General features: G+C 47.3%; 21 protein-coding genes and 1 pseudogene. 4 read left to right on the top strand and 18 right to left on the bottom strand.

Annotated elements, in window-relative coordinates:
* Positions 1 to 105 precede the first annotated feature (105 nt).
* The 3 genes and pseudogenes from IPJ02_17935 (at position 106) to IPJ02_17925 (ending at position 4,224) form a co-directional block, all read left to right on the top strand.
* Positions 106 to 1,248: a T9SS type A sorting domain-containing protein gene (locus IPJ02_17935; protein MBK7377357.1), complete on the top strand. Its 1,143-nt coding sequence runs from the start codon at positions 106 to 108 to the stop codon at positions 1,246 to 1,248.
* Between the two features lie 348 nt (positions 1,249 to 1,596).
* Entirely contained in the window at positions 1,597 to 3,585 is a 1,989-nt protein-coding gene (locus IPJ02_17930) for a T9SS type A sorting domain-containing protein (protein MBK7377356.1), read from the top strand.
* Between the two features lie 264 nt (positions 3,586 to 3,849).
* Positions 3,850 to 4,224 (top strand): annotated as a pseudogene (locus IPJ02_17925) (GxxExxY protein).
* A gap of 339 nt (positions 4,225 to 4,563) precedes the next feature.
* On the opposite strand, the gene IPJ02_17920 reads toward IPJ02_17925, so the two are convergent.
* Entirely contained in the window at positions 4,564 to 4,923 is a 360-nt protein-coding gene (locus IPJ02_17920) for a hypothetical protein (protein ID MBK7377355.1), read from the bottom strand.
* A gap of 104 nt (positions 4,924 to 5,027) precedes the next feature.
* The gene (locus IPJ02_17915) at positions 5,028 to 5,594 is read right to left on the bottom strand and encodes a sigma-70 family RNA polymerase sigma factor (GenBank protein MBK7377354.1); all 567 of its coding nucleotides are present in this window, start codon (positions 5,592 to 5,594) and stop codon (positions 5,028 to 5,030) included.
* A gap of 94 nt (positions 5,595 to 5,688) precedes the next feature.
* Between IPJ02_17915 and IPJ02_17910 the strand changes: the two genes are divergently transcribed.
* Entirely contained in the window at positions 5,689 to 6,459 is a 771-nt protein-coding gene (locus IPJ02_17910) for a C40 family peptidase (GenBank protein ID MBK7377353.1), read from the top strand.
* Positions 6,460 to 6,706: 247 nt separating this feature from the next.
* On the opposite strand, the gene IPJ02_17905 is transcribed toward IPJ02_17910, so the two are convergent.
* From IPJ02_17905 to IPJ02_17830, 16 genes are all read right to left on the bottom strand, one after another.
* On the bottom strand, positions 6,707 to 7,156 hold the full coding sequence (locus IPJ02_17905; GenBank protein ID MBK7377352.1) for a sulfite exporter TauE/SafE family protein: 450 nt from the start codon (positions 7,154 to 7,156) through the stop codon (positions 6,707 to 6,709).
* 17 nt (positions 7,157 to 7,173) lie between these two features.
* The gene (locus IPJ02_17900; protein ID MBK7377351.1) at positions 7,174 to 7,713 is read right to left on the bottom strand and encodes an inorganic diphosphatase; all 540 of its coding nucleotides are present in this window, start codon (positions 7,711 to 7,713) and stop codon (positions 7,174 to 7,176) included.
* 157 nt (positions 7,714 to 7,870) lie between these two features.
* Positions 7,871 to 8,239, bottom strand: coding sequence for a fluoride efflux transporter CrcB (gene crcB, locus IPJ02_17895; GenBank protein ID MBK7377350.1), 369 nt, complete (start codon positions 8,237 to 8,239; stop codon positions 7,871 to 7,873).
* 8 nt (positions 8,240 to 8,247) lie between these two features.
* Positions 8,248 to 8,562, bottom strand: a complete 315-nt coding sequence (locus tag IPJ02_17890) for a hypothetical protein (protein MBK7377349.1) — start codon at positions 8,560 to 8,562, stop codon at positions 8,248 to 8,250.
* A 173-nt stretch (positions 8,563 to 8,735) separates the two neighbouring features.
* The gene (locus tag IPJ02_17885; GenBank protein ID MBK7377348.1) at positions 8,736 to 9,320 is read right to left on the bottom strand and encodes a DUF4878 domain-containing protein; all 585 of its coding nucleotides are present in this window, start codon (positions 9,318 to 9,320) and stop codon (positions 8,736 to 8,738) included.
* A 119-nt stretch (positions 9,321 to 9,439) separates the two neighbouring features.
* Entirely contained in the window at positions 9,440 to 10,420 is a 981-nt protein-coding gene (locus IPJ02_17880; protein MBK7377347.1) for a PhoH family protein, read from the bottom strand.
* 1,455 nt (positions 10,421 to 11,875) lie between these two features.
* Positions 11,876 to 12,649, bottom strand: a complete 774-nt coding sequence (locus IPJ02_17875; protein MBK7377346.1) for a response regulator transcription factor — start codon at positions 12,647 to 12,649, stop codon at positions 11,876 to 11,878.
* A gap of 1 nt (position 12,650) precedes the next feature.
* On the bottom strand, positions 12,651 to 15,560 hold the full coding sequence (locus IPJ02_17870) for a histidine kinase (protein ID MBK7377345.1): 2,910 nt from the start codon (positions 15,558 to 15,560) through the stop codon (positions 12,651 to 12,653).
* The gene (locus IPJ02_17865) at positions 15,557 to 16,111 is read right to left on the bottom strand and encodes a YceI family protein (protein ID MBK7377344.1); all 555 of its coding nucleotides are present in this window, start codon (positions 16,109 to 16,111) and stop codon (positions 15,557 to 15,559) included. Before IPJ02_17865 ends, IPJ02_17870 begins: the two co-directional genes overlap by 4 nt.
* A gap of 207 nt (positions 16,112 to 16,318) precedes the next feature.
* Positions 16,319 to 17,230 carry a hypothetical protein gene (locus tag IPJ02_17860; protein MBK7377343.1) on the bottom strand — a complete coding sequence of 304 codons (912 nt, stop codon included), beginning with the start codon at positions 17,228 to 17,230 and terminating at the stop codon, positions 16,319 to 16,321.
* A gap of 27 nt (positions 17,231 to 17,257) precedes the next feature.
* A complete protein-coding gene (locus tag IPJ02_17855; protein MBK7377342.1) occupies positions 17,258 to 17,809 on the bottom strand; it encodes a YceI family protein in 552 nt (183 codons plus the stop codon).
* A gap of 32 nt (positions 17,810 to 17,841) precedes the next feature.
* Positions 17,842 to 18,216 (bottom strand): hypothetical protein, encoded by a 375-nt coding sequence (locus IPJ02_17850; GenBank protein MBK7377341.1) that lies wholly within the window; start codon positions 18,214 to 18,216, stop codon positions 17,842 to 17,844.
* Between the two features lie 41 nt (positions 18,217 to 18,257).
* Complete coding sequence (locus tag IPJ02_17845) at positions 18,258 to 18,956, bottom strand: hypothetical protein (protein ID MBK7377340.1); 699 nt, start codon at positions 18,954 to 18,956, stop codon at positions 18,258 to 18,260.
* A 9-nt stretch (positions 18,957 to 18,965) separates the two neighbouring features.
* The gene (locus IPJ02_17840; GenBank protein ID MBK7377339.1) at positions 18,966 to 19,409 is read right to left on the bottom strand and encodes a hypothetical protein; all 444 of its coding nucleotides are present in this window, start codon (positions 19,407 to 19,409) and stop codon (positions 18,966 to 18,968) included.
* A gap of 608 nt (positions 19,410 to 20,017) precedes the next feature.
* A complete protein-coding gene (locus IPJ02_17835; GenBank protein ID MBK7377338.1) occupies positions 20,018 to 20,251 on the bottom strand; it encodes a hypothetical protein in 234 nt (77 codons plus the stop codon).
* Positions 20,241 to 20,771 (bottom strand): alpha/beta hydrolase, encoded by a 531-nt coding sequence (locus tag IPJ02_17830; GenBank protein ID MBK7377337.1) that lies wholly within the window; start codon positions 20,769 to 20,771, stop codon positions 20,241 to 20,243. The genes IPJ02_17835 and IPJ02_17830 overlap by 11 nt, the downstream gene beginning before the upstream one ends.
* Positions 20,772 to 21,737 lie beyond the last annotated feature (966 nt).

Raw genomic sequence — 21,737 nt, 5'->3', positions numbered from 1 at the left:
AATTATGTGGGCACCGGTGCACAAAGCATCAACAATACCGGTGGCCTGTTTTAATTCGGTGTCAATCAACTGGACTCAGTTAATAAACCAACCGGTGAACTTACCTTGAATACACCCCTCACAGATACCGGTACGATACGTTTTATCTCCGGTATTGTAAATACAACTGCTGCTAACCTATTAACCATGGCCCCGGGATCGGTAGTATCCAATGCAAGCAATGCAAGTTTCGTGAATGGCCCGGTTAAGAAAGTGGGAAATACCGACTTTACATTCCCGGTTGGTAAAACGGGATTTGGATATGTACCTATTGGTGTAAGTAATTTTGCCGGCGCACCTGCCACAGATGAATTTACAGCGGAGTACATGAGAGGAAATGCAAGATTATTAGGCCCGGTAACCGCCATAGGTCTTGATCACGTAAGTGGGTGCGATTACTGGATATTAAACAGGACAGGTAGTGCAACAGCTACCGATATCACCGCTTACTGGAGCGCCAATAATGTTTGTAGCGGAACATATGTAGATAACCTGGGTGACCTGGTCATTGCACATTTTGACGGAACCAACTGGGATGCATTTGGCACAGTAGGTACGGCAACCGGTGCACCGGCTGCAGGTAACGTGGTTTGGACCGGAGTTACCAATTTCAGCCCGTTTGCACTGGCGAGTGTTTCATTCAACAACCCGCTGCCCATTACCATCAACTTCTTCACCGGCATGAAACAGAACGGCAACCACCTGCTTAACTGGAAGGTTACCTGCAACAGTTCTCCTACTGCCAACATGGTACTGGAACGCAGCAGCAACGGAAGGAATTACAGCGGAATATATACCAAGACTGCCACGGCATTGCAATGCCAGCAGCCATTTAATTATACGGATGCACAGCCCACAGCAGGCGTGAACTACTACCGCCTTAAAATGACCGACGCAAGCGGCAAGGTCACATACAGCAGCGTGGTAACATTAATTAATGCAACCCGTGGTATTGATGTGATGCATATTGCACCCAACCCGATCGTGGGCGGAAAGTTCAGCCTGCGGGTGAGCGCCGCACAGAACGGTAAGATGGATGTGATCGTTACCGATATGCAGGGCAGGATGATGCAACGGCAAAGCACATCGCTGCTGGCAGGATTCAACCAGGTGCCGGTGAACGTGAGCAGCCTGGCCGCAGGCAGCTACCAGGTATCGGTGATGACCTCAGAAGGAAGGGCATCGGTACAGCGTTTTGTGATACAGTAAAAAAGCTAATTGCTTAACTATAAGGTCTCCCGGTAAACGGGAGACTTTTTTTATTACATACTCTTTGCGCCCTTTGCGTATTTCTCTGTGTTCTTTGCGGTTACCCTTCGGCCCCGCTCAGGATAAACCGCAGAGAACGCAAAGGGTTTCGCAAAGGGTGCAAAGAGTTCTGGCCGCGTTTTTTTCTCACATAAATATGTTGGAAAATACTTGCATGCGCCTGGGAACTGTTGTAGTTTTAATGCAACCCGACGACCCTTTACCGCCCGATCCAAAAGAATTGAAGTGGTACAGCCTGACATTCGACTTGAATTAATTTCAAACTGTACCACTACCAAAAGAATGGGTATGAAAAAACGGTTCTTTTTATTTATTACCCTTGCTTTTGCATTCCATCATGCAACAGGGGCAGGGCCGTCCTCACCCGGCAATAAAATAATATTCCCTTCAAACCCCACCGATCATTTCCGTTCGGTTCAAACCGGCGACTGGGGATCCATATCCACCTGGGAATCATCACCCGATAATACAACATGGAGCGCTGCCACTTTAACGCCCACCAGCGCCGCCAGTACCATCCGCATACGCAACACACATACCGTAACCATAAGCAGCAACCAGGATATGGATGAAGGGACGATCGAAAGCGGCGGGATCCTGTTTCATTCAGCCGGCACATTAACGGTGAATGATGGAACAGGCGACGACATCATTGTATTAAGCGGCGGAATATTCACGCTGGCATCAAACAGCAACGGCCCGGTTTTTTCCGGAACCGCGTCGGCCAATATCAATACCGGCGGCATGCTGCGCTTATCGGCCAGCGGGTTAACCAATGCCGGGGCAGGGGTTCATGCGGCAAATTTTGTATACCAGCATGCTTCTGTACTGGAATATACGCTCAACCTGGCCTTTTCGTCCAGCGGCGTCACCTATTTCCCGAATGTGGATGCGGTCACCATTCCCATATTCCGTATCACGGGTAATGTGGGGCTCATCGGCGGGGCTTTACCCATGGTCATCAACGGTTTGTTTGAAGCCAATGGAAGCATCACGTTCACCAATGCCGGAACAAAGACCTTCCGCAATGGCATCACCGGAACGGGTAATATCGGTCACGACGGTACATCTGGTAAGTTCATCATCAACGGCACTACGGGCAGCCTGGGCGGCAGCGGCACCTTAACCTTGCCGGCAGGCGGTATGGACGTTGGTTCAAACACGACCCTAACAATGGTCTCTGATAAATCCATAACGGGTAATATCGCCCTGCTGGCAAATGCACTGGTTGTACTGGGTACTCATAATTTGACCATGACGGGCGATGTGACCGGCGGGTCGGTAACATCACATGTGATCACCAATGGCAGCGGAAAATTGTTCTATAATAATGTTGTGGCATTGTCGAGGATATTTCCCATAGGCGCCAACAGCACCACCATCAACCCGGTGTCCATCGCTAATGGCAGCGGGCTCAATTACGGGGCCCGGGTGGAGATCGGTATCAACCCTTCCATCCGTTTTCCCATTGCTGCGGTGAACCGGACCTGGATCGTTCGTCCGTCGGGTAACCCGGTTGGGGCTGTCAACGTGAATTTCTTTTATAACAATACAGCCGGCAACGCATTATTCATGTATGCCCCTGTAACCGTTGAACAGGGTTTTTATACCGGCGTATGGAATGTGATCAATACAGGCCTTATCCAGTTTGGGGGACCAACAAATTTCCAGGTCACCACTACGGTAAGTTCTTTTGCTGCCAATACCGATGCCCCGATGGTGCTGGGAAATATCCCTGCCATATTGCAGGCAGGTAACGGGCTGCAGTTGTCGGCGCAAAAGCAGCAGGAAAGGGTCCTTCTTAGCTGGACGGTATTGAACGCTTCCTGGGTTGATCGTTTTGTAGCAGAGCGTTCGGCGGATGGGAGGAACTATTCAACGATGGCTGAATTGACCGGGCAAGGTTTTACAGACATGCAGCCAATGCCCGGGCTTAATTACTACCGCATAAAGGCCGTTGATAAGGACGGCGGCATAAGCTACAGCAATGTGGCGGTGGTTTTAAATGCAGCCAGTGGTTTTGAACTCATTGGCATGGCGCCCAACCCGGTTATTAATGGCCGCTTTAATCTGAACATAAGTGCGGCACAAAAGACGATGATTGAAATTGTGATCATGGATATGCAGGGCAGGCGGGTGGACCAGCAGCGGGTGGATATGAGTGCAGGGTTCAATACGGTTGCGGTGCATGTTGCGGGACTTGCAAAAGGAACGTACCAGGTTTATGGAGTTACAGGGGATGGAAGGAGCAGGGTGTTGCGGTTTGTGGTGCAGTGATTCTCTTTTTTAACCGCAAAGGACGCAAAGGAGGAAACGCAAAGATTTTTTTCTTTAACCGCAAAGAACGCAGAGGAGGAAACGCAAAGATTTTTTTCTTTAACCGCAAAGAACGCATAGAGGCGAGGAAACCTGCTTTGCGAAAGACTCAGCCTGCGGTTAAATAGTAAATATTAAAAACAACAGGGAACCTCTTTGCGTGCTTTGCGAAAAACTCAGCGTCCTCTGCGGTTAAATATTCTTCAGATTTTTTATAAAAGTACCATGACTGAAAACGAATTATCAACCCATGTGATCGGGCAGGCCATTGAAGTGCATGCTGCACTTGGCCCCGGTTTATGAGATGCTTACAAAGAATGCCTGTATTATAAAATGGCGAAGTGGGGCCTGAACGTGGAAAAGGAAAAAGCTATGCCACTGGTATTTGAGGAAGTAAAACTGGATTGTGGGTACAGGATCGACCTGCTTGTAGAAAGAAAACTGGTCATTGAGATCAAAGCTGTGGAAGCATTGAATGATATACACCTGGCACAGACCCTTACTTATATGAGATTGGGGAATTACAAACTTGGGTTACTTTTAAATTTTAATGTGGTCAAACTTAAAGATGGAATAAAGAGAGTGGTAAATGGGTTGTGAGATATGTTTGACCGCAAAGGATAATGTTTAACCGCAAAGAACGCAGAGGAGGAAACGCAAAGAGCGCAGAGAGAGAACCTTTGCGTGCTTTGCGAAAAACTCAGCGTTCTTTGCGGTTAAATAGTAAATATTAAAAACAACAGGGAACCTCTTTGCGTGCTTTGCGAAAAACTCAGCGTCCTCTGCGGTTAAATAGTAAATATTAAAAACAACAGGGAACCTCTTTGCGTGCTTTGCGAAAAACTCAGCGTCCTCTGCGGTTAAATAGTAAATATTAAAAACAACAGGGAACCTCTTGGCGTGCTTTGCGAAAAACTCAGCGTCCTCTGCGGTTAAACATTATCCTAAATATTTTCTTACCAGTATAAAGGAAACTACGATCAGCACCAGCAGCAATACTATGGCGAAGTAGGTCCAGGGCCCGTCTTTCAGTTTACGTTTTTCCCTGCGTTTTTTCTTTTTATCGAGTTGTTTTTTCAGCTCCTGGTTCAGTTGCTCCACGTACAGTGAAAGGTCTTTTTTATTTTTAATTTCTTCCAGGCCTTCCACGGCATCATTCATGAATTCATCATCGGCCATCTGTTTCTCCAGTTCATGGGCATCGCCGGCAGACAGCTTCTTATTCAGGTAATCAAGCAGTTTTTCCTGCTCAATGTCCTTGTTAAGGTTGGATAATATGTCTTTTAGTTCGTCGCTCATTGTAACCTCACCCCAACCCTCTCCAAAGGAGAGGGAGCTGTTTACGTTATAGTTAAGAAATTTTCATTCCTGATCTTTCATTTTTAATTCTTAATTCTTCATTTTCAATTCCCTTCCCCCCGTTCCATTAGTATCTTCAAATTACGTTTCCCGTTCTGTATATGGCTTTTTACCTGCATCAGGCTGTAGCCGGTATGTTCGGTGATCTCCTGGTAGCTTTTTTTTTCCAGGTAAAACAAAGTTACGCATAGTTGCTGCTCTTTGTTCAGTTGCAGCAAAGCGGAGGCCATTTTGGCAAGCGCTTTTTCTTTTTCAAGGTGGTTGTTCTTTTCTTCGGGCCCGTCGGCCACCGCCATGATGCGTTCGTTTATTTCGCCGTTGAACCTTCCCTTGTCACGCAGCTGCATCAGGCAATGGTTTTTGGCAACCATGTATATCCAGCTTTTAAAGTATTCTACTTTATACTTGTGCAGTTCATGGATGGCTTTTAAAAAAACCTGTTGCACGGCATCCCTGGCCTCTTCTTCATTCTTCAGGTACTTCATGCACACACCCAGCAGCAGCATGGTATAGCGTTCCAGCAATACGCCCAGCCACTCGTTGTTGCGGGTGCTGTAAAACTGCTGCAGCAGTTCTGCATCGCTGATATGGTTGTATTTGCCCTTGCTCAAGAACGGGTAGCGGTCCGGCAGCTGCCGGACCTGTTTTTTGTGAGATGTAAACTTAGTTTAATTTCCATAATTTAGACGGACCGAAAATGTAAACATGAGTTATGCTGCCTGTTGTGTGCCTGTTGCACCGCTACGGATAGAACCCGATCACCGGTCGGAAATGGTGAGCCAGTTATTATTTGGCGAATGCTGCATCATCACCATTGTTGAAAAGAACGGCTGGGTGAAAGTGGTGAACAAACTGGACGCCTATACGGGCTGGTGCCAGCAATCGCATTTCCAGGAGATAGATGATACACAGTATTACGTAGAAGATAATGACCTTGCGGCCGGGTGGGTGAACCAGGTGGATTATAACGGTCACCCGATGTGGATCCCGTTTGGCAGTTCATTAACGGCCATGAAGAACGGGCATGTCTTCTGGCGCAGGAATACGGTACATTATTCCGGTAAAGTATGGAACCCCGTTACCGCAAAACGGGATGCCCGCACGATCAAACAGGTTGCTTTTACTTTTTTGAACAGTCCATACCTCTGGGGCGGCAAATCGGTCTTTGGTACCGACTGCAGCGGGTTCACCCAGTCTGTTTACAAGATGCTGAACATTCATTTGCTGCGTGATTCACAGCAGCAGGCCACACAGGGTGAGCTGGTTGGTTTTTTGCAGCAGGCACATTGCGGCGACCTTGCTTTTTTTGATGATGAAGAAGGAAGGATCGTTCATACAGGCATATTGCTTAACCCGGGCGAGATCATTCATTCAGCCGGTAAGGTACGGGTAGATAAGATCGATCATGAAGGGATTGTGAATGCAGAAACCGGTCAACGTACGCAGAAACTGCGCATCATCCGGCGGTATTTTTGAATATCCTCCCTTGGCAGGTGCCGGGATGGTTTAATAGGGAATTAACCACAGATTTACACAGATTATTTTCACAGGTGGCCACAGATAATCTGAGTAAATCTGTCGTAAAAAAATCCAATAACTACTACAACTGAGCCTTTCGCTGTGGTTGCTGTCTCCACCAACTACCAGGCGTACCCTCTTTGTTCAACCCGTTCCCCCGCCGTGATTGCTGTCCTCACCGACCACCAGGCATACCCTCATTTGCTCAACCCGTTTTATAGCCAGCTTTATCTGCAGGGCCTGTTATGTTATGCCCGGAGCCTGTCTTTGTTTCCTCTTTTCTGTATTTATCAAAGAACAGCATCTTGACCGCAATAACGATCATCAGTACGGCAAATACCTTCTTCAGTGTTTCCAGGGGCAGGCTGAGCGCTATCTTGCTCCCGAAATAACTGCCTGCTAAAAAGCCCACGGCCAAAATACCCACCACCTTAAAATCCACATGGCCCTGTTTATAGTATTGCAATACCCCCAGGATGCCAACCGGCAGCATGATGAGCCCGAGTGATGTGCCCTGTGCCGATTTCTGGCTCATGCCGATAAAATAGACCAGGGCCGGCACGATGATGATGCCACCGCCCACACCCACCAGTCCGCCCAGTATACCGGCAGCCACACCCACCAGTATGATGATGAGGATAGTTTGTATATCCATAGTTTTCTTTTTAATGGTCACGTTGAAAATTTTGTTTTGTATAAAGCAATGGCTTCCCTGATCACGTTGTATGCTGCTTCTTTATCCTGGAATTCCTCGATCTCCACTTTTTTATTCTCCAGTACTTTGTATTGTTCAAAATAATTCTTCAGTACGGCAATGAAATGTTCCGGCAGGTCATGGATGCTGTTGATATAATTCACCCCCGGGTCTTTTGCTGCTACGGCAATGATCTTATCGTCTGCCACACCGGTATCGATCATCTGCATGTTGCCGATCACGGTTGCTTCCACCAGGCAGAGGGGTTCAATGGGTTCGCTGCACATCACCAGTATATCCAGCGGGTCGCCATCCAGTCCCAGTGTTTGCGGGATGAAACCATAGTTGATGGGGTAGTGGAAGGAGGAGAAGATGACACGGTCAAGACGCAGCAATCCCGTCTTTTTGTCGATCTCGTATTTTGCCCGGCTGCCCTGCGGGATCTCGATGAGGCCGTTAACGGTTTGCGGGGCATTGTCTCCGTAGTGAGCGCCGTGCCAGGGATGGAGGACGTACATGTATAACGTTTAAGGGTTCAAAGTTCAATATTCCTTGTTCCTTGTTCGATATTCTGGATACAAGATACAAGATACAGGATACAGGATACAGGATACAAGATACAGGATACAAGATACAAGATACAAGATACAGGATACTGGATACTGGTTAGGTCGCTTAATTCTTGATCGCCAGATGGTATCCCAAAAAAGTTGCTGCTGTTCCCAGGATGATACTTGCAATAATATAAGCGATGGCCATCCCGTATTTACCGCTTTGCAGCAGTCCCATGTTCTCCAGTGAAAAGGCCGAGAAGGTGGTGAAGCCGCCGCAGATACCGGTTGCCAGGAACAGTTTCCAGTTATCGGTCAATGGTTCCTGCCGGATACTTAGTGCAAAAACGATCCCGATGACCAGGCTCCCGGTGATGTTCACGGCCAGGGTTGCCCAGGGAAACAGTTTTGTATTCATCAGCAGCGAAGTGCCGTAACGCAATACCGAACCCAGTCCGCCTCCCAAACCAACGAGTAAAAGATTTTTAAGCATCGGCTGATCTATAAATTTCCTGAAAAAGTATACTGAAAGTCAACCAGCCATTTGCCGTTGACCCGTACCAATTTTATTTTATTCTTCAGTTCCCGGGCATAGCTGTTGCTGTAATTAAAGATGTAGATGCTGTCGGTAATATAGCTGGTCTCGTTCACGAGGATATCAGCATCTTTGTATTTTTCAAGCACTTCTTTTTTCTGTGAGCTGTACTGGTTCCTGAACCGGTTGAATAATTCCAGGTTGATCTCATCCCGCAGCAGGTATTTTTCGGCCTCGTCAAATTTATTGTCCAGTATGTTGCGTACAAAGCTGGTGGCCACTTCCACGTCGGTTACGGGTATTTTTTTTGCCGGGCTGTTGCAGGCAATGACCGCAGCGGCAAGGAGGATACCCGTCAGTATTTTTTAAGCATGGTTAAAGTTAAACATCTTTCCCCTAAGCATAAAAAAAAGCATCCGCCGGCTGGCGGATGCTTTTTTTTATGCCGGGGTAATTAGTTCGTCTTTTTTGCTTTAATGGAATCCAGTACCTGGCTGGCTTTCTCCATCAGCATTTTCAAGGTATCCTTATCCATTTTATTCAGTTTTTCCATTGCCTCTTTCAGGTCGGGTTCGCCGGGGCCCCTGTCTCCCTTCATGCTGTTGAACATGCCGTCGCCCGATTTGCTGAGGGCGATCTTCCAGGCGCCGTCTTCCTTCACCAGGTTAAAAGCATGTGTTTCGGTCTTGCCGTTCTCGGTCACTTCGGCATCCACGGTGGCATTGTCGCCGTCGATCTTTTCATTCTTCAGTTTATAGGAAACATTCTTTACTTTTTCTTTGAACTCATCCGCCATGGTTTCTTTTGCCTTTTTAACGAGATTGGAATCGATGCTGTTGGCGAGCCGCATCCCTTCCTCGATCATGGCGGCATCATTTTTTGTGATGAATTTTTTAAAGTCATCTATCTGCCCGTTCTTCATGGCATTGAACATGCCGTCGATGGTGGCAGTGGGTGAGGAGGTGGAGGGGCCGGCATCGTTGCTGTTGCAGGCGGCAAGGCTGGTGGCAATGGCCAGGATAAAAATGATCTTCTTCATAGACCGGGTGTTTAATTGGTGAACGCAAATTTAACCGGATTCCACCGTTTTTATGCAAAAAAAATCAGGCAACGCAAAGGTCGCCTGATGTATGGCAGGGGTTAGCAGTGTTTAAAGGGTTAGGATCCTTTTTTTTGCTCAGTACTTTTATCGTCTTCCTTATTATAGGCTTTGATGATCTGTTTTACCAGGCGATGCCTTACTACGTCTTCCTCATCCAGTTCAATATGGGCAATGCCTTCGATATTCCTCAGGATACGGGTGGCTTTGAACAGGCCACTGGTCTGGTTCTTGGGCAGGTCGATCTGTGTGGGATCGCCGGTGATGATGGCTTTTGCATTGGGTCCGATCCTTGTCAGGAACATTTTTACCTGCAGGTCGTTGGTGTTCTGTGCTTCATCCAGTATGATGAATGCATTATCGAGTGTGCGGCCACGCATATATGCCAGGGGTGCTATCTCAATGGTACGGGTGCTCATATAGTAGCCGAGTTTGTCGGCAGGGATCATGTCATCCAGTGCATCATATAGGGGCCTTAAATATGGGTCGATCTTTTCTTTCAGGTCGCCGGGCAGGAAACCAAGGCTTTCGCCTGCTTCCACAGCCGGGCGGGTAAGGATGATCTTTTTTACCAGTTTATTCTTTAATGCCCGAACGGCGAGTGCAACGGCGGTATAGGTCTTGCCGGTACCGGCAGGCCCGATGGCAAACACCACATCGTTCTTGTCGCAGGCTTCCACCATCCTTTTCTGGTTGGCGGTACGTGCCCTCACGGTCTTTCCGTTGGGGCCAAATACGAGTACATCGTTGGGGTTCCGGTCAATGAAATTATCGATCACCCGCTCATCATCACCGCCGAGTATCTGTTCAAAATAGTTGGCGCTCATGTGGCCGTTTCGTTCCAGGTAGCGGAGTATGAGGTCGATCTTTTCCCGGGCCCCTTCGATCTGTTCGGGGGCGCCGCTCAGTTTGATCTGGGTGCCGCGGCTGAGAATTTTTAAAAGGGGGAATTTCTTTTTTAAGATGTCGAGCTTACCGTTGTTTACTCCAAAAAATTCGATAGGGTTTACGGTTTCGAGGTTAATGATCGCTTCTGTCAATGGATTTTAGTTTTTGCGCTGTTTCTGTCATGCGTATGTTCGGGGCATACATAGCAGCGTTCTGTTATCAATTACATTCAAAGGGCACTTACTAACGCATCTCTTTTCAAATGTAATGAATTGAGATTAATACATTACAAACTTACTTATACACATAACGTTTTTTTGGTGGAAAAGTTTTCCGGGAATTAAGATTTAACAAATAGGAGTTACCTGTTATTGAATACGATAAACAGGTATGCTTTAATAGTGAACCGCAGCATGGCTGGTGCTGCGGTCGCAAAACAAACGCTTATGAAACTCTTCAGACAGTAAAGCGGATCCCTGTTTAGTAAAGTATATAGGGTAACAGCATATTCGGATTTTAAAACGGGCCCCTGTTGGTTTCCTGGTTGGTCATTTACTGTTCAAAAGATTTACTGTATAAATATCCGCCGGTAATAATGCTTTGGGAAATGAAAGAAGCCGAACCGGTATTTTTTAATGCTGAATGGGGTGAATTAACCACAGATCTACGCAGATCATTTTCACAGATGGCCACAGAAAATCTGTGAATCAACCTGTGGCTATCTGTGGGTATTAAATTTGTTGGCCGGAGGTCATACAGCGGCGAAGGAAAGGAATGCTCAATATTCAATGTCCAATGATCAATGTTCAAGTGGGAGTGTAAAATTTAATGATCGTTCCGGTCGGTGAGGACACCGACCAGGGGAGTGAAGCGGGTGTAAAATTTAAATGATCATTCCGGTCGGTGAGGACACCGACCAGGGGAGTGAGGTGGGGTGTAAAATTTAAATGATCATTCCGGTCGGTGAGGACACCGACCAGGGGAGTGAAGCGGGTGTAAAATTTAAATGATCATTCCGGTCGGTGAGGACACCGACCGGGATGGTGGGGTGTAAAATTTAAATGTCATTCCGGTGGGAGGACACCGACCAGGAGTGAAGCGGGTGTAAAATTTAAATGATCATTCCGGTCGGTGAGGACACCGACCAGGGGGTGTAAATTTAAATGATCATTCCGCGGTGAGGACACCGACCGAGTGAAGTGGGGTATAAAATTTAAAGATCATTCCGGCCGGTGAGGACACCAACCGGATGAAGGGTATAAAATTTAAAGCGTTCCGGTCGGTGAGGACACCGACCGGAAGCGGGGTGAAAATTTAAATGATCATTCCGGCCGGTGAGGACACCGACCAGGGGAGTGAAGTGGGGTGTAAAATTTAAATGATCGTTCCGGCCGGTGAGGACACCGACCAGGGGAGTGAATCGGGGTATAAAATTTAAATGATCGTTCCGGTCGGTGAGGACACCGACCAGGGGAGTGAGGTTGGTGAGCCACAAACCTGGGCGGTGAATCTGTGCAAATCTGTGTAACCAATCTGTGGCTATCTGTGGTTATTAAATATATTGGCCGGAGGCCATACAGCGGCGGTGTTGAAAAGAATGATCCGCCCTATTTCACACTGCCTCCATCAAGCCATATCTTAAAGTCGGCCGACCGCTCAGTACTTACGATGGTCTCGTGTTTTGAAGCAGGATTGAGTTTTATCAATACCCGGCCCTTGGTGTATGCAAACATTTCGGCAATGGACCGTATGGAAACGATGAACTGCCGGTTGATGCGGAAGAATACCTTCGGGTCAAGCTGTGCTTCCAGGTGATCCAGGTTAAAGTCGATGGCAAAACGCCTGCCTTCAAAGCTGGTGAGAAAATTGACCTTGTCTTCTGTATTAAAATAAGCGATGTCTTCTGTCTGGATGGTCTTGATATGCTCACCATACCGTACAATGAACCTTGTTTTGTACGACTGGTTTTGCGGGGCATAGGCCTGCAGCAGTTTGTTTATATCGAGCGGTGGCGGGGCAGCGGGCCGGGTGGCCCTGAATTTATTGATGGCTGCAAGCAACTCGTCTTTTTTTAACGGTTTTAGAAGATAGTCAACACTGTTCAGTTTAAATGCTTCAATGGCATACTGGTCGTAGGCAGTGACGAATATCACAGGGCAGTTGATCTTTACTTCCTTAAAGATGTCAAAGCTGGTGCCATCGGCCAGCTGGATGTCGGAAAAGATAAGATCCGGTTCCGCATGTTCTGCAAACCATTTTAAGGCCTCCAACACACTGGGTATGGCGCCAAGCAGTTCCACACCGGGTTCAGCTTCCCGTATCATTTTCTGCAGGCGTTTTGCTGCCGGTTCCTCGTCTTCTATGATCAATATCTTTAGCATATCAATTTTTTAAAAGGGGTAATGAAACTATGAAATATTTTTCATCATGGCTGATCTGTACTTTTTTGCTGCTGAGCAGTGTATACCGGTTCACAATGTTCTGGAGGCCCATGCCGGAGCCTTCCTGTTTGCTCATCCGGGCATGGATGTTGTTCTTTACCTGCAGGTATTCATCTTCCGTTATCTCCAGGCTGATGATGAGTTTTGTCTCTTTGGAGATGGCATTGTGCTTGATGGCATTCTCCATCAGTAACTGCAGGGTAAGCGGCGGAATGAAATACAGGGCCTTTTGCTGTTCGGTCAGGCTGCTCTTCAGCTCAATATTATTGCCGTGGCGTTTTTGCTGCAGGAAATAATAGATGTCGAGCAGGTCGGTCTCTTCTTTGAGCGAAATGATCTCCTTGTCGCGGTAGTTCACGATGTTCCGGAAAAAATCCGATAACTGCTCCACGTACTCAACGGCCATCTTCGGATCATCTTCAATGGTTGATATAAGCGTGTTGAAACTGTTGAACAGGAAATGGGGATTCACCTGGTTACGCAGCACTTCAAACTGGAACTGTACTTTTTCCTGCCGGAGCCTTTCCATTTTCTTCAGCGAAGCTTCCCGGCCCTTTATATACCAGTATAACAGTACGGCGGCAATAAGTATGCACAGGGTAATGAACCATGCCCGTTTATAAAAAGCCTGTTTGATCACAAAGGGGTAGGATGCTTCATCCGCATTTTTAAAATTACGGTTCAAAGAAGACCGGATGCGGAACGTATAATGGCCGGGTTCCAGTTTTGGAAAGTTCTTGCTCCGGTCTTTCGTAAGCACCCAGCTGCTGTCGAGTCCCTCCAGTTTATATTGGTAATAAACCTGCCCGGGATCGGAATAATACAGGCCGGTATAGTTGAACGTAAAATTATTCTCGTCATGACTGAATACATTGGAGCGGTCGTCGTCAATGTCCTTTAAGAACAACTGCACCGATTCAATAACGGCGGTGGGTTTTTGCAGCGAATTGGAAGGAGAAGAAAAGGACAGGATGCCATCAACCGTACTCAGCATCACCCGCCCTGTATGATCCTGCGTAACGGCACCCAGGTCTTCGGCATTGATCTTTGCAATGCCCTGGTTGCTGTTCAGGTACGAGATATTGCCGGTGACCGGGTTCAGGATATCGAGCCCCAGCTTGTGAACAATGATGATGTTGCCGGCATTGTCTGTTTTAAGTACGGAGATATTCAGGTCGCTGAGGCCGTCATTGATCGAGTAATTGGTGAACTTCTTCCCGTCGTACTTATAAATGCCTGCACTGGCTGTACTGAACCATATATTGCCCTGCCGGTCTTCGGTGATGGAATAGACGTGTTCGTCTTTGATCTGGTCTTTTTTGGTGAAATAGGAAAAAACGCTGTCCTGCAGCATGGTCAGACCGTTGCCGTCGGTAGCAAACCATACCCGGTTACGGCTGTCTTTGTACACCGCATATATGTAGTTGGTGCCGGTACTTGAGTTATCGTAATTGATGAAACGGTAGGGTTTGCCGATATTGATATTCTCCGGCCGGATGTCAATGGCCATGGTGCCTTCCAGGCTGCTTACAAACACCGTATTCCCTTTTCCGCTGATGGAGAGGATGCTGGCATTTTTAAAAACCGGGTTCTCCGTAAATGCCCGTTGCTGAAGACTGTGCGGATCAATAATGAATAGTCCACGGCCCATCGATCCCACCCATATGTTCTCATTGGGATCCTGGTAGAGGGAAGTGATGTCGGTTTTTTCATTCAGTACGGGTATGCTTATTTTTTGAGCGGCATAGGTTCCGTTATTCATGTAAACCCGCAGCAGGTCGTTGTTGTAATCATTCAGCCAGGTATCGCCGTTCTTTACTGCGAGCAGGGCATGCACGTGTTCAAAAACAGGGGAGCCGGGTATGGGGGCCAGTTTCAGCAATTCTCCGGGTGTACGTATCAATCCCAGTTCCGGTGATGTAAGCCATACATTTCCCTGGTTATCCTGCAGCAGGCTTTCAATTTTATTGCCTGCTTTCACCTGGGGCACCGGACCCAGTTCCTTTGCCGTGAACGAATATTTGTACAGCCCGTTATCATGTGTGGCGATCCACAACATATTCTGTGCATTCAGCAGGGAATTGATCTGTCCATAATTCCAGTTTTGTGCAGCGGGCGGAATGCTTATCTTTTTATGGGTATGGTCGTAGAGGCAAAATCCCTTGTCCTGTAACCCGATCCAGTACATATTTTTGTCTGCAGGCACAATGGAAGTAACGATGTAATCCGGCAGTCCGAGCTTTGGGCCGATCACCGAAACATTCTTTTTGCCGTTGCTGATGCTGCAGATATTGATGCCCTGGTCGGTGCCGGCCAGTACATCCCCATTATCGGCCAGGGTGATGGTACTTATGTTCAGGTCGCTCAGTCCGTCTTCTGCATTGAAGAGGTATATGTGCCTGCCCCTGGTGAAATAGATGCCCTCGCCGTTGGTGGAGAACCAGAGGTTATCTTCTTTATCCTGCAGGAATGCCGTGATCCTTTTTTTGGGTGACCCTTCCTCGGGGTTGAAGTAGACGAGTTTTTTATTGAGGATGTTGGCGATGCGGCCGCTTTTAAAACCCACCCATGTTCTCAACTGCCGGTCCTGGAAGAGGGCGGTGGCAGTATCGTTATACTCAGGGTTCTCAAAATTTATCCGGGTATATTTTTCCCCGTCGAATTTATAAACACCGTTATCGGTACCGGCATAAATATAGCCCTGCCGGTTTTTGAAGAGGGTATTTATTTTAACGGGCTTATTGTCTTTTTCCAGTTTGAAATACCTGAACCCGATGGGCTGTGCTGCCGCTTTAAAAAAAAGCGGCGCCAACAGAACGGCCAGGCTGAAAAGGATTATGGAAGGCCTCATAACGATGCCAAATCGGCTTTTACTTCTACTTTGATTTCGGATGCAAGTTTTTCATGTACCACTTTTGGGATAAGGATATTGTGTTCGGCAAGCAGTACGGTGAAATTGGCCTTTACATTTATCTTTCCTTCTTTTACCAGCAGGTCGCACTTGATGATCCTTTCCTGGGTTACCCCATGAATGGTGAGGTTGCCCTTGGCCCTCACTTCGTAGGTGCCGTCTTTGGAGAAATCAATGTCCTCAATGATGCGCCCGCTGAACGAAGCATTGGGATACTGCACACTTTCCATATAGTTCTCGTTGAAGTGCTCGCGCTGCAGGGGACTGTTGAAGCCGGTGAAGGAAGTTATTTTAATGCTGAAGGCAAACAGCTTCTTCGACACATCAAAGCGCCCCTTCATTTCATTGCTGGAGGCCTTTATCAGTTCAAGCGGGGCATCGGAACTGAAACTGATGCTGCCCTTATCGGTGCCATATACCTGTGCATTTGCCGGGTGGGAAGCCAGGAAACAAGAGGCAGCAAGGAATATGAACAGGCAATGTCTTTGCATTTGCTGAAAATTATGCTACAAGGTAATTATAAAATGTTGACCGGGAATAAGAATCGGTCGCTAACAAACTGAACCACATAGGATCATAGATAACATAGTTCCTTATGTGCATTTCTATGTGTTCTATGTTCCTATCCACGCCTGGGGCGGGACAAGTTGTGGTTCGTTTTATTTGTTGAAAATTAAGCAGGACAGGTATTTGCAGTTTTATCTTCTTCTCTTGCCCACTGTAAATACCCTGGAAATATTGAACCCGAAATAAATATCACCTTTCTCCCACAGCCCCGTGGTCTCAGAAACAAATGTCCGTTCATTCATGCCACGGGAGTTGGTGAAATGCAGCTGGAATACGTGGCCACCTGTTTCGATGTCAAAGCCCAGCGAAAGCGAGTTGGTGGTGCCAGTGAGCCGGTAGCCGGGGATCTGGTAATAATATTCCGCATTTATGCTCACCCGTTTCGTGATCTTCTGCCTTCCCCCGATCCCAGCGGCAAACAATTCATTCGATTCGGAAGCATATTTCACCAGGTTGCGGTGCACATAGGTCGGCATCAGCTGGATGGACGTTCCTTCGGAGAATTTGCGGCCAATGATGAGCTGGTGTGTAAAATACAAACGGGATGTATAATAGTTCTTCCGGTTGGGGTCTTCCCACTTCAGCGTTTTCAGTGCAACGGTGGGTACATAACTCAGGGTAACGGGCATTTTCCGTTTGCCGGTTGACTGCCGGAATATTTTCAGCTTGAAATAGGCATCGTATGTTTTTTCAAAAGTGCTGCGGCCAATGCCCACCATTAAATAACGGGTGATGCCATAGTCGAGGCCCATGCGCATGCTGGCATTGTCGAGCCCGAACAGTTCGTAGCTGCCGGTGTTCAACCTTCCGAAGCGGTGCGATATCTTAACATCCAGTACACCGGCTGCCACATTCTCCACGGTATGGCCGTTTATCAAACGGGTGGTTTTAAACGTGGCGGTGGTATAGTTGGTCTGGCTTTTCTCATCGCCTGCTACTTCTTTCTCCAGCATTGATAACAGGTCGGTAGTATCTTTTTGCTGGGCCATGAGCTTTGTTGTACTTAGTAAGGCACAAAGGGCGATCCCGGTTATTTTTTTCATGCTGGCCATACGAAATGCTGTTTGGGTTTACATTTTTTGATCGAAGTTGGAAGAAACGGTCACTTCAACCGATTCGGCAATATTGTCTTTTACCAGGTTGGGTATGCTGATATTGTAGTCGGCGAGTTTTACAAAGAATTTTGAGACGGCAGAGACCTTCCCGCCTTTGATGGTGATGGTTCCGGTGGTGCTCAGTTTCTTTGTAACGCCGTGCATGGTCATATCACCCGTTACCGGTACGGTATACATGCCGTCGGTGGCGAATGATACCCGGCTCATGTCGGTGATGTTTCCCTTAAAGGTTGCTTTGGGATATTTTTCACTCTCCAGGTAATTCTCGTTGAAGTGTTCTTCCATCAACGCTTTTTCAAAGCGGAAACTTTTTACCAGTACCGAAAACTGGATCTCGCCGGTCTGGGCATTCAGCACACTCATCACCTGGTTGTTATCGGCCTTGATATTTTCCAGGGAGGTCTTTGAAAAGAAGGAGATGCTCCCGTTCTTGGTATAATATTTCTGGGCAGCAGCCGTACCTGCCATTGCAATAATAAAAGCGGCTGAAAGGATCCCTTGTTTCATTGTATCTGATTTTATTTTTTAGGTTGTACTTTTTAGTTGTTGGGAGCGCCGCTGTCAATCCAGCATTTCAGTTTGGCGATCTCGGCCGGGGGCAATGCGCCGGAAGTGGGCATGGATTTTTCCACCACGGCCCGGGCATACACCCTGTCTTTTTTAGCGCTCACCTGGCTGTGTGTCTGCAGTATCACTCCGCCACTGGCGCTTGCATCGTGGCAGCCGGACGTAGCGCATTTGGATGCGATGATGGGCTGTACATCGGCAGCAAATTTTGCCGATACGGTTGAGCAGTCAACGGCACTTACACTGCCGGGGTAAAGCAATTCTTCTTTGTCGGCGTAGCAACTGCTGAATACCGCTACTGCTGCAAACAACAGGATGATGCTGCTGGTGGTTGTGAAGGATATTATTTTAGCTGGTCTTCTGGTCGTTGTTCCGTTTTTTTTATTGTTTAATTGTTGGGAGAGCCCGATGCGATCCATTTGCGTATCTGGGTGATCCTGCAGTCGCTGAGTTTGGTGCCCCCTTTTGGCATGGCAGAAAAACCGGTGAGGTGGTCAACGCTCCCCATCAGTTTTCCATTTAATGCGATGTCTCTCACAGTGGCATAGGTGGTGAGGTCGAGGCCCCCGCTGATGAAGCTGGGGTTATGACAACCCTTGCAATGTGTATTGATGATGGGCGCCATAGCGCCTGAATAGGTAAATGTGCTGGTGTCGCAGTCATTGCAGGCATTGTTCTTTGCACCCTGCAGTATCCATTTATAGATAATATCTTTTTCTGCTGCCGTGAGGGGAGCAGAAGGCGGCTGCGGCATTATCTTATCCGGGCGTGTTTCGTTCAGCACTTCGTACAGGTCGCTGTTGCCGGGGTCGCCGGGCCGTACGGTTCCGGAAGCCATGACCTTATCGTAGGAAGTGAGTTCAATGCCATCCTGTTTGGAGACGGCATCGTGACAGCCGCTTTTGGCGCAGCTTGAAACGATCAGCGGCAATACCTTGTTCTGGAAATAGACCGTGTCGGCACTGCAGGCCTGTGTGCCGCCGCTTACCGGTGTTGGTACCGGTATGCCAAGGGGTTCATGTTTACAGGAAAAGATAAGAACGGCAACGATGGCCGCAATGGTTAAAAGGGTTGCTGGTTTCTTCATTATTTGTACTTATTTATTAGCTACAATACAGCGGGTAAGGTAAACATCGCCGGGAATGCCCAGGTCGGCATCGCCCTGGCCAATACCGCTGCAGATGCCTTTGATGCTTATGGGTTTATTGACAGCAATGTCGTTGGAAGCTTCTTCGAGTGTGCAATTGACATAGGCGCCGTCGGTGCCTGTTTTAATGAGTACTATTTTCTGCTGGCTGGCATTCACGCTTATCTCACTAACCTGGCCACTTACCAGCAATACCCTGGAAATGTATTTTTTGCCTGCCAGTACCGAGTCGTTGGTGAAGAGGCTGTATAATTCCCCGGCATCTACTGGTGTACCCCTCACAGATCGTACATCCATCGGTCCTTTGTTGTACAGGTAAATGCCGGCTGATATGGAAAGTACCAGCATGGATAACACAGCAATGATGAGTATCTTTTTTGTATTGTGTTTCATGCAGTCAAAACTAATTGCATGAAAAGCCCCTGGAAAATCCATCTGGCCGAATGGGAAAAAAAGGGGGCTGAACCGGGAAAAGAGGATGTTGGCCCGGGTTGATAAAAGGCAACTTTTTGGGAGGAAAGTCCGTTGCAGGGGGAATTAACCACAGATTTACACGGATTGGTTCACGGATCTGCACAGATTTTCTGTGGTCATCTGTGAAAAATAATCTGCGTAAATCTGTGGTAAAAAAAACCGCCTTGATTTGTAGCGCACGACCCATGACCATTCCGGTCGGTGGGGACACCGACCAGGGGAGTAGGAAAATCTGCGTAAATCTGTGGTAAAAAAAATGTTGACCGGAGGCCATACAACGGCGATGGAAAGGAATGCTCAATATTCAATGTCCAATGCTCAATGATCAATGTTCAAGTGGGGGTGTAAAATTTAATGATCGTTCCGGTCGGTGAGGACACCGACCAGGGGAGTGAAGCGGTCATACAGCGGCGAAGGAAAGGAATGCTCAATATTCAATGTCCAATGTCCAATGTTCAATGATCAACGGCATTCCGTTCATTGAACATTGAGCGTTTTTTATTGAGCATTTTTAAAATATTCAGTATTCAGTATTCAATGTTCAAGCAGCGGTTCAGGTAGGTGAGGACAGCAACCAGGGGGAGTAACATTTCTTTGCGCTCTTTGCGTGCATTCCCTCTGCGTTCTTTGCGGTTAATTTTATTTTGAGCATAGCCGAAGGGTAACCGCAAAGTGCGCAAAGATTTTCGCAAAGAGCGCAAAGGGGTTCCTGTTGACAGGGACAGCAGCAGGGCAGTAAAAGGATCGTTTTTATCCGCCAAGTGTTTTTAGTATCGCCAGGCCTTCCTTCCATTCTTTATGCCCGGAGGCGGTATTGATGTGCCCGGCATTGCCGATATTGATGAATTCGCTGCCCCAGTAAGACGCAAAATATTCAGCCCGTTCCAATGAGACCCAGGGATCATCTGCACTGGCAACCACGATGGTCTTGAAATGGATCTTCTCCACCGGGATAGGGGCAAAGCCTGTTGCGGGAAAAGTATATTGAGGCGCTTCCAGGTCGCTGGGGGCAACCAGCAAGGCGCCTTTTATCTTCCGTTTGTACTTTTTTGCCCAATGTGCAATGGTGGAGCAGCCCAGGCTGTGACCGATCAGAACAACGGATGCAGGATCATATCCTGCAATAGCTTTGTCGATGGTTTCGATCCAGTCATTGCAGGCAGGTGTATCCCATTCCTGCTGGTTGATGCGCCGGTAGTTTTCGCCGGTGGTCTCAAAAAATGTCTGCCAGTGTTCAGGCCCTGAATTGCCGAGACCGGGTACGATGAAATAATGGGTCATGGGGATGCTGTATCTTAAGTTTTAGTCTTTGAACGATCGTGCATGCGTATAAATGTACTGAATAACAAAGCCCACCGGCAGGTGGGCTGAAGAATTCAGTTATGGCTCAGTTAAATGCAACTTGGCCTGTTGGGGCATTTTGTTTTATTACGTTCTTTTTCTGAACCGGTTTTTAGTCTTAGTATTTCTTTTTCCACCATCTGCATAGGCTATGCCGGCTGACATAATAACCAATGCAAGGGTACTCAACAATAGTTTTTTCATTTCAGTTGATTTGTCGGGGTTTATCCGCGATTCCAAATATAGGGATCTTTTTTAAATGGCAGAGCCTGGCGGTTGGTGCACCTCCCTCTTCTCCGCAACGTCTCTCCTGTGATTTGCGTGCTGGCTGAGGACGTTGCGTAAGTTAAAAAACAAATTTCGTTGACGCAACGTCACTTGCAGGAGACGTTGCTGGGAAGGACCTGGCAGTCATAAAATCTTGTGTAATATAATTTTTATTGTCAAAGTCGAGTCAGGAGACACATTTGGCGGGTATGATCTGCGCTTTACCAGGGGACCGGGCTTTACCGCAATAAGATAACGTATTTCTCCTTCCACCATTCCCCTTAGTCCTTCGTCAACAACATTTGTTGCTTGATTCCCAAATCAATACTTTCACAGGATTACCTGAATTTTCGTTTTGATATAATACCGTACCGTCTAAATACGGGTTGTCTCACGAATCAAAACTTCTGTCAACCTTTGCTTTTTGGCCATTACCATTTTAAGATTTTATATTTAAGTCCTGTTTCGGTGGTTATATAGCCGTCGTCTATGAATGTGATGTTGTCAGTCTATTTGGCTGGAGCAACTTAAAAACCAATAGGAACTGAATAGAATTAAAAAATGCCGCATTTCTCTTTGTTTTGTTATTAAAAATTATTTCTGTCATTTTGTATTTCTGCCAACTCCGGAATATACAGG

It is taken from the genome of Chitinophagaceae bacterium (assembly GCA_016710165.1).
Lineage (GTDB): Bacteria > Bacteroidota > Bacteroidia > Chitinophagales > Chitinophagaceae > Ferruginibacter.
This window is presented reverse-complemented; position numbering and strand designations above follow the sequence as displayed.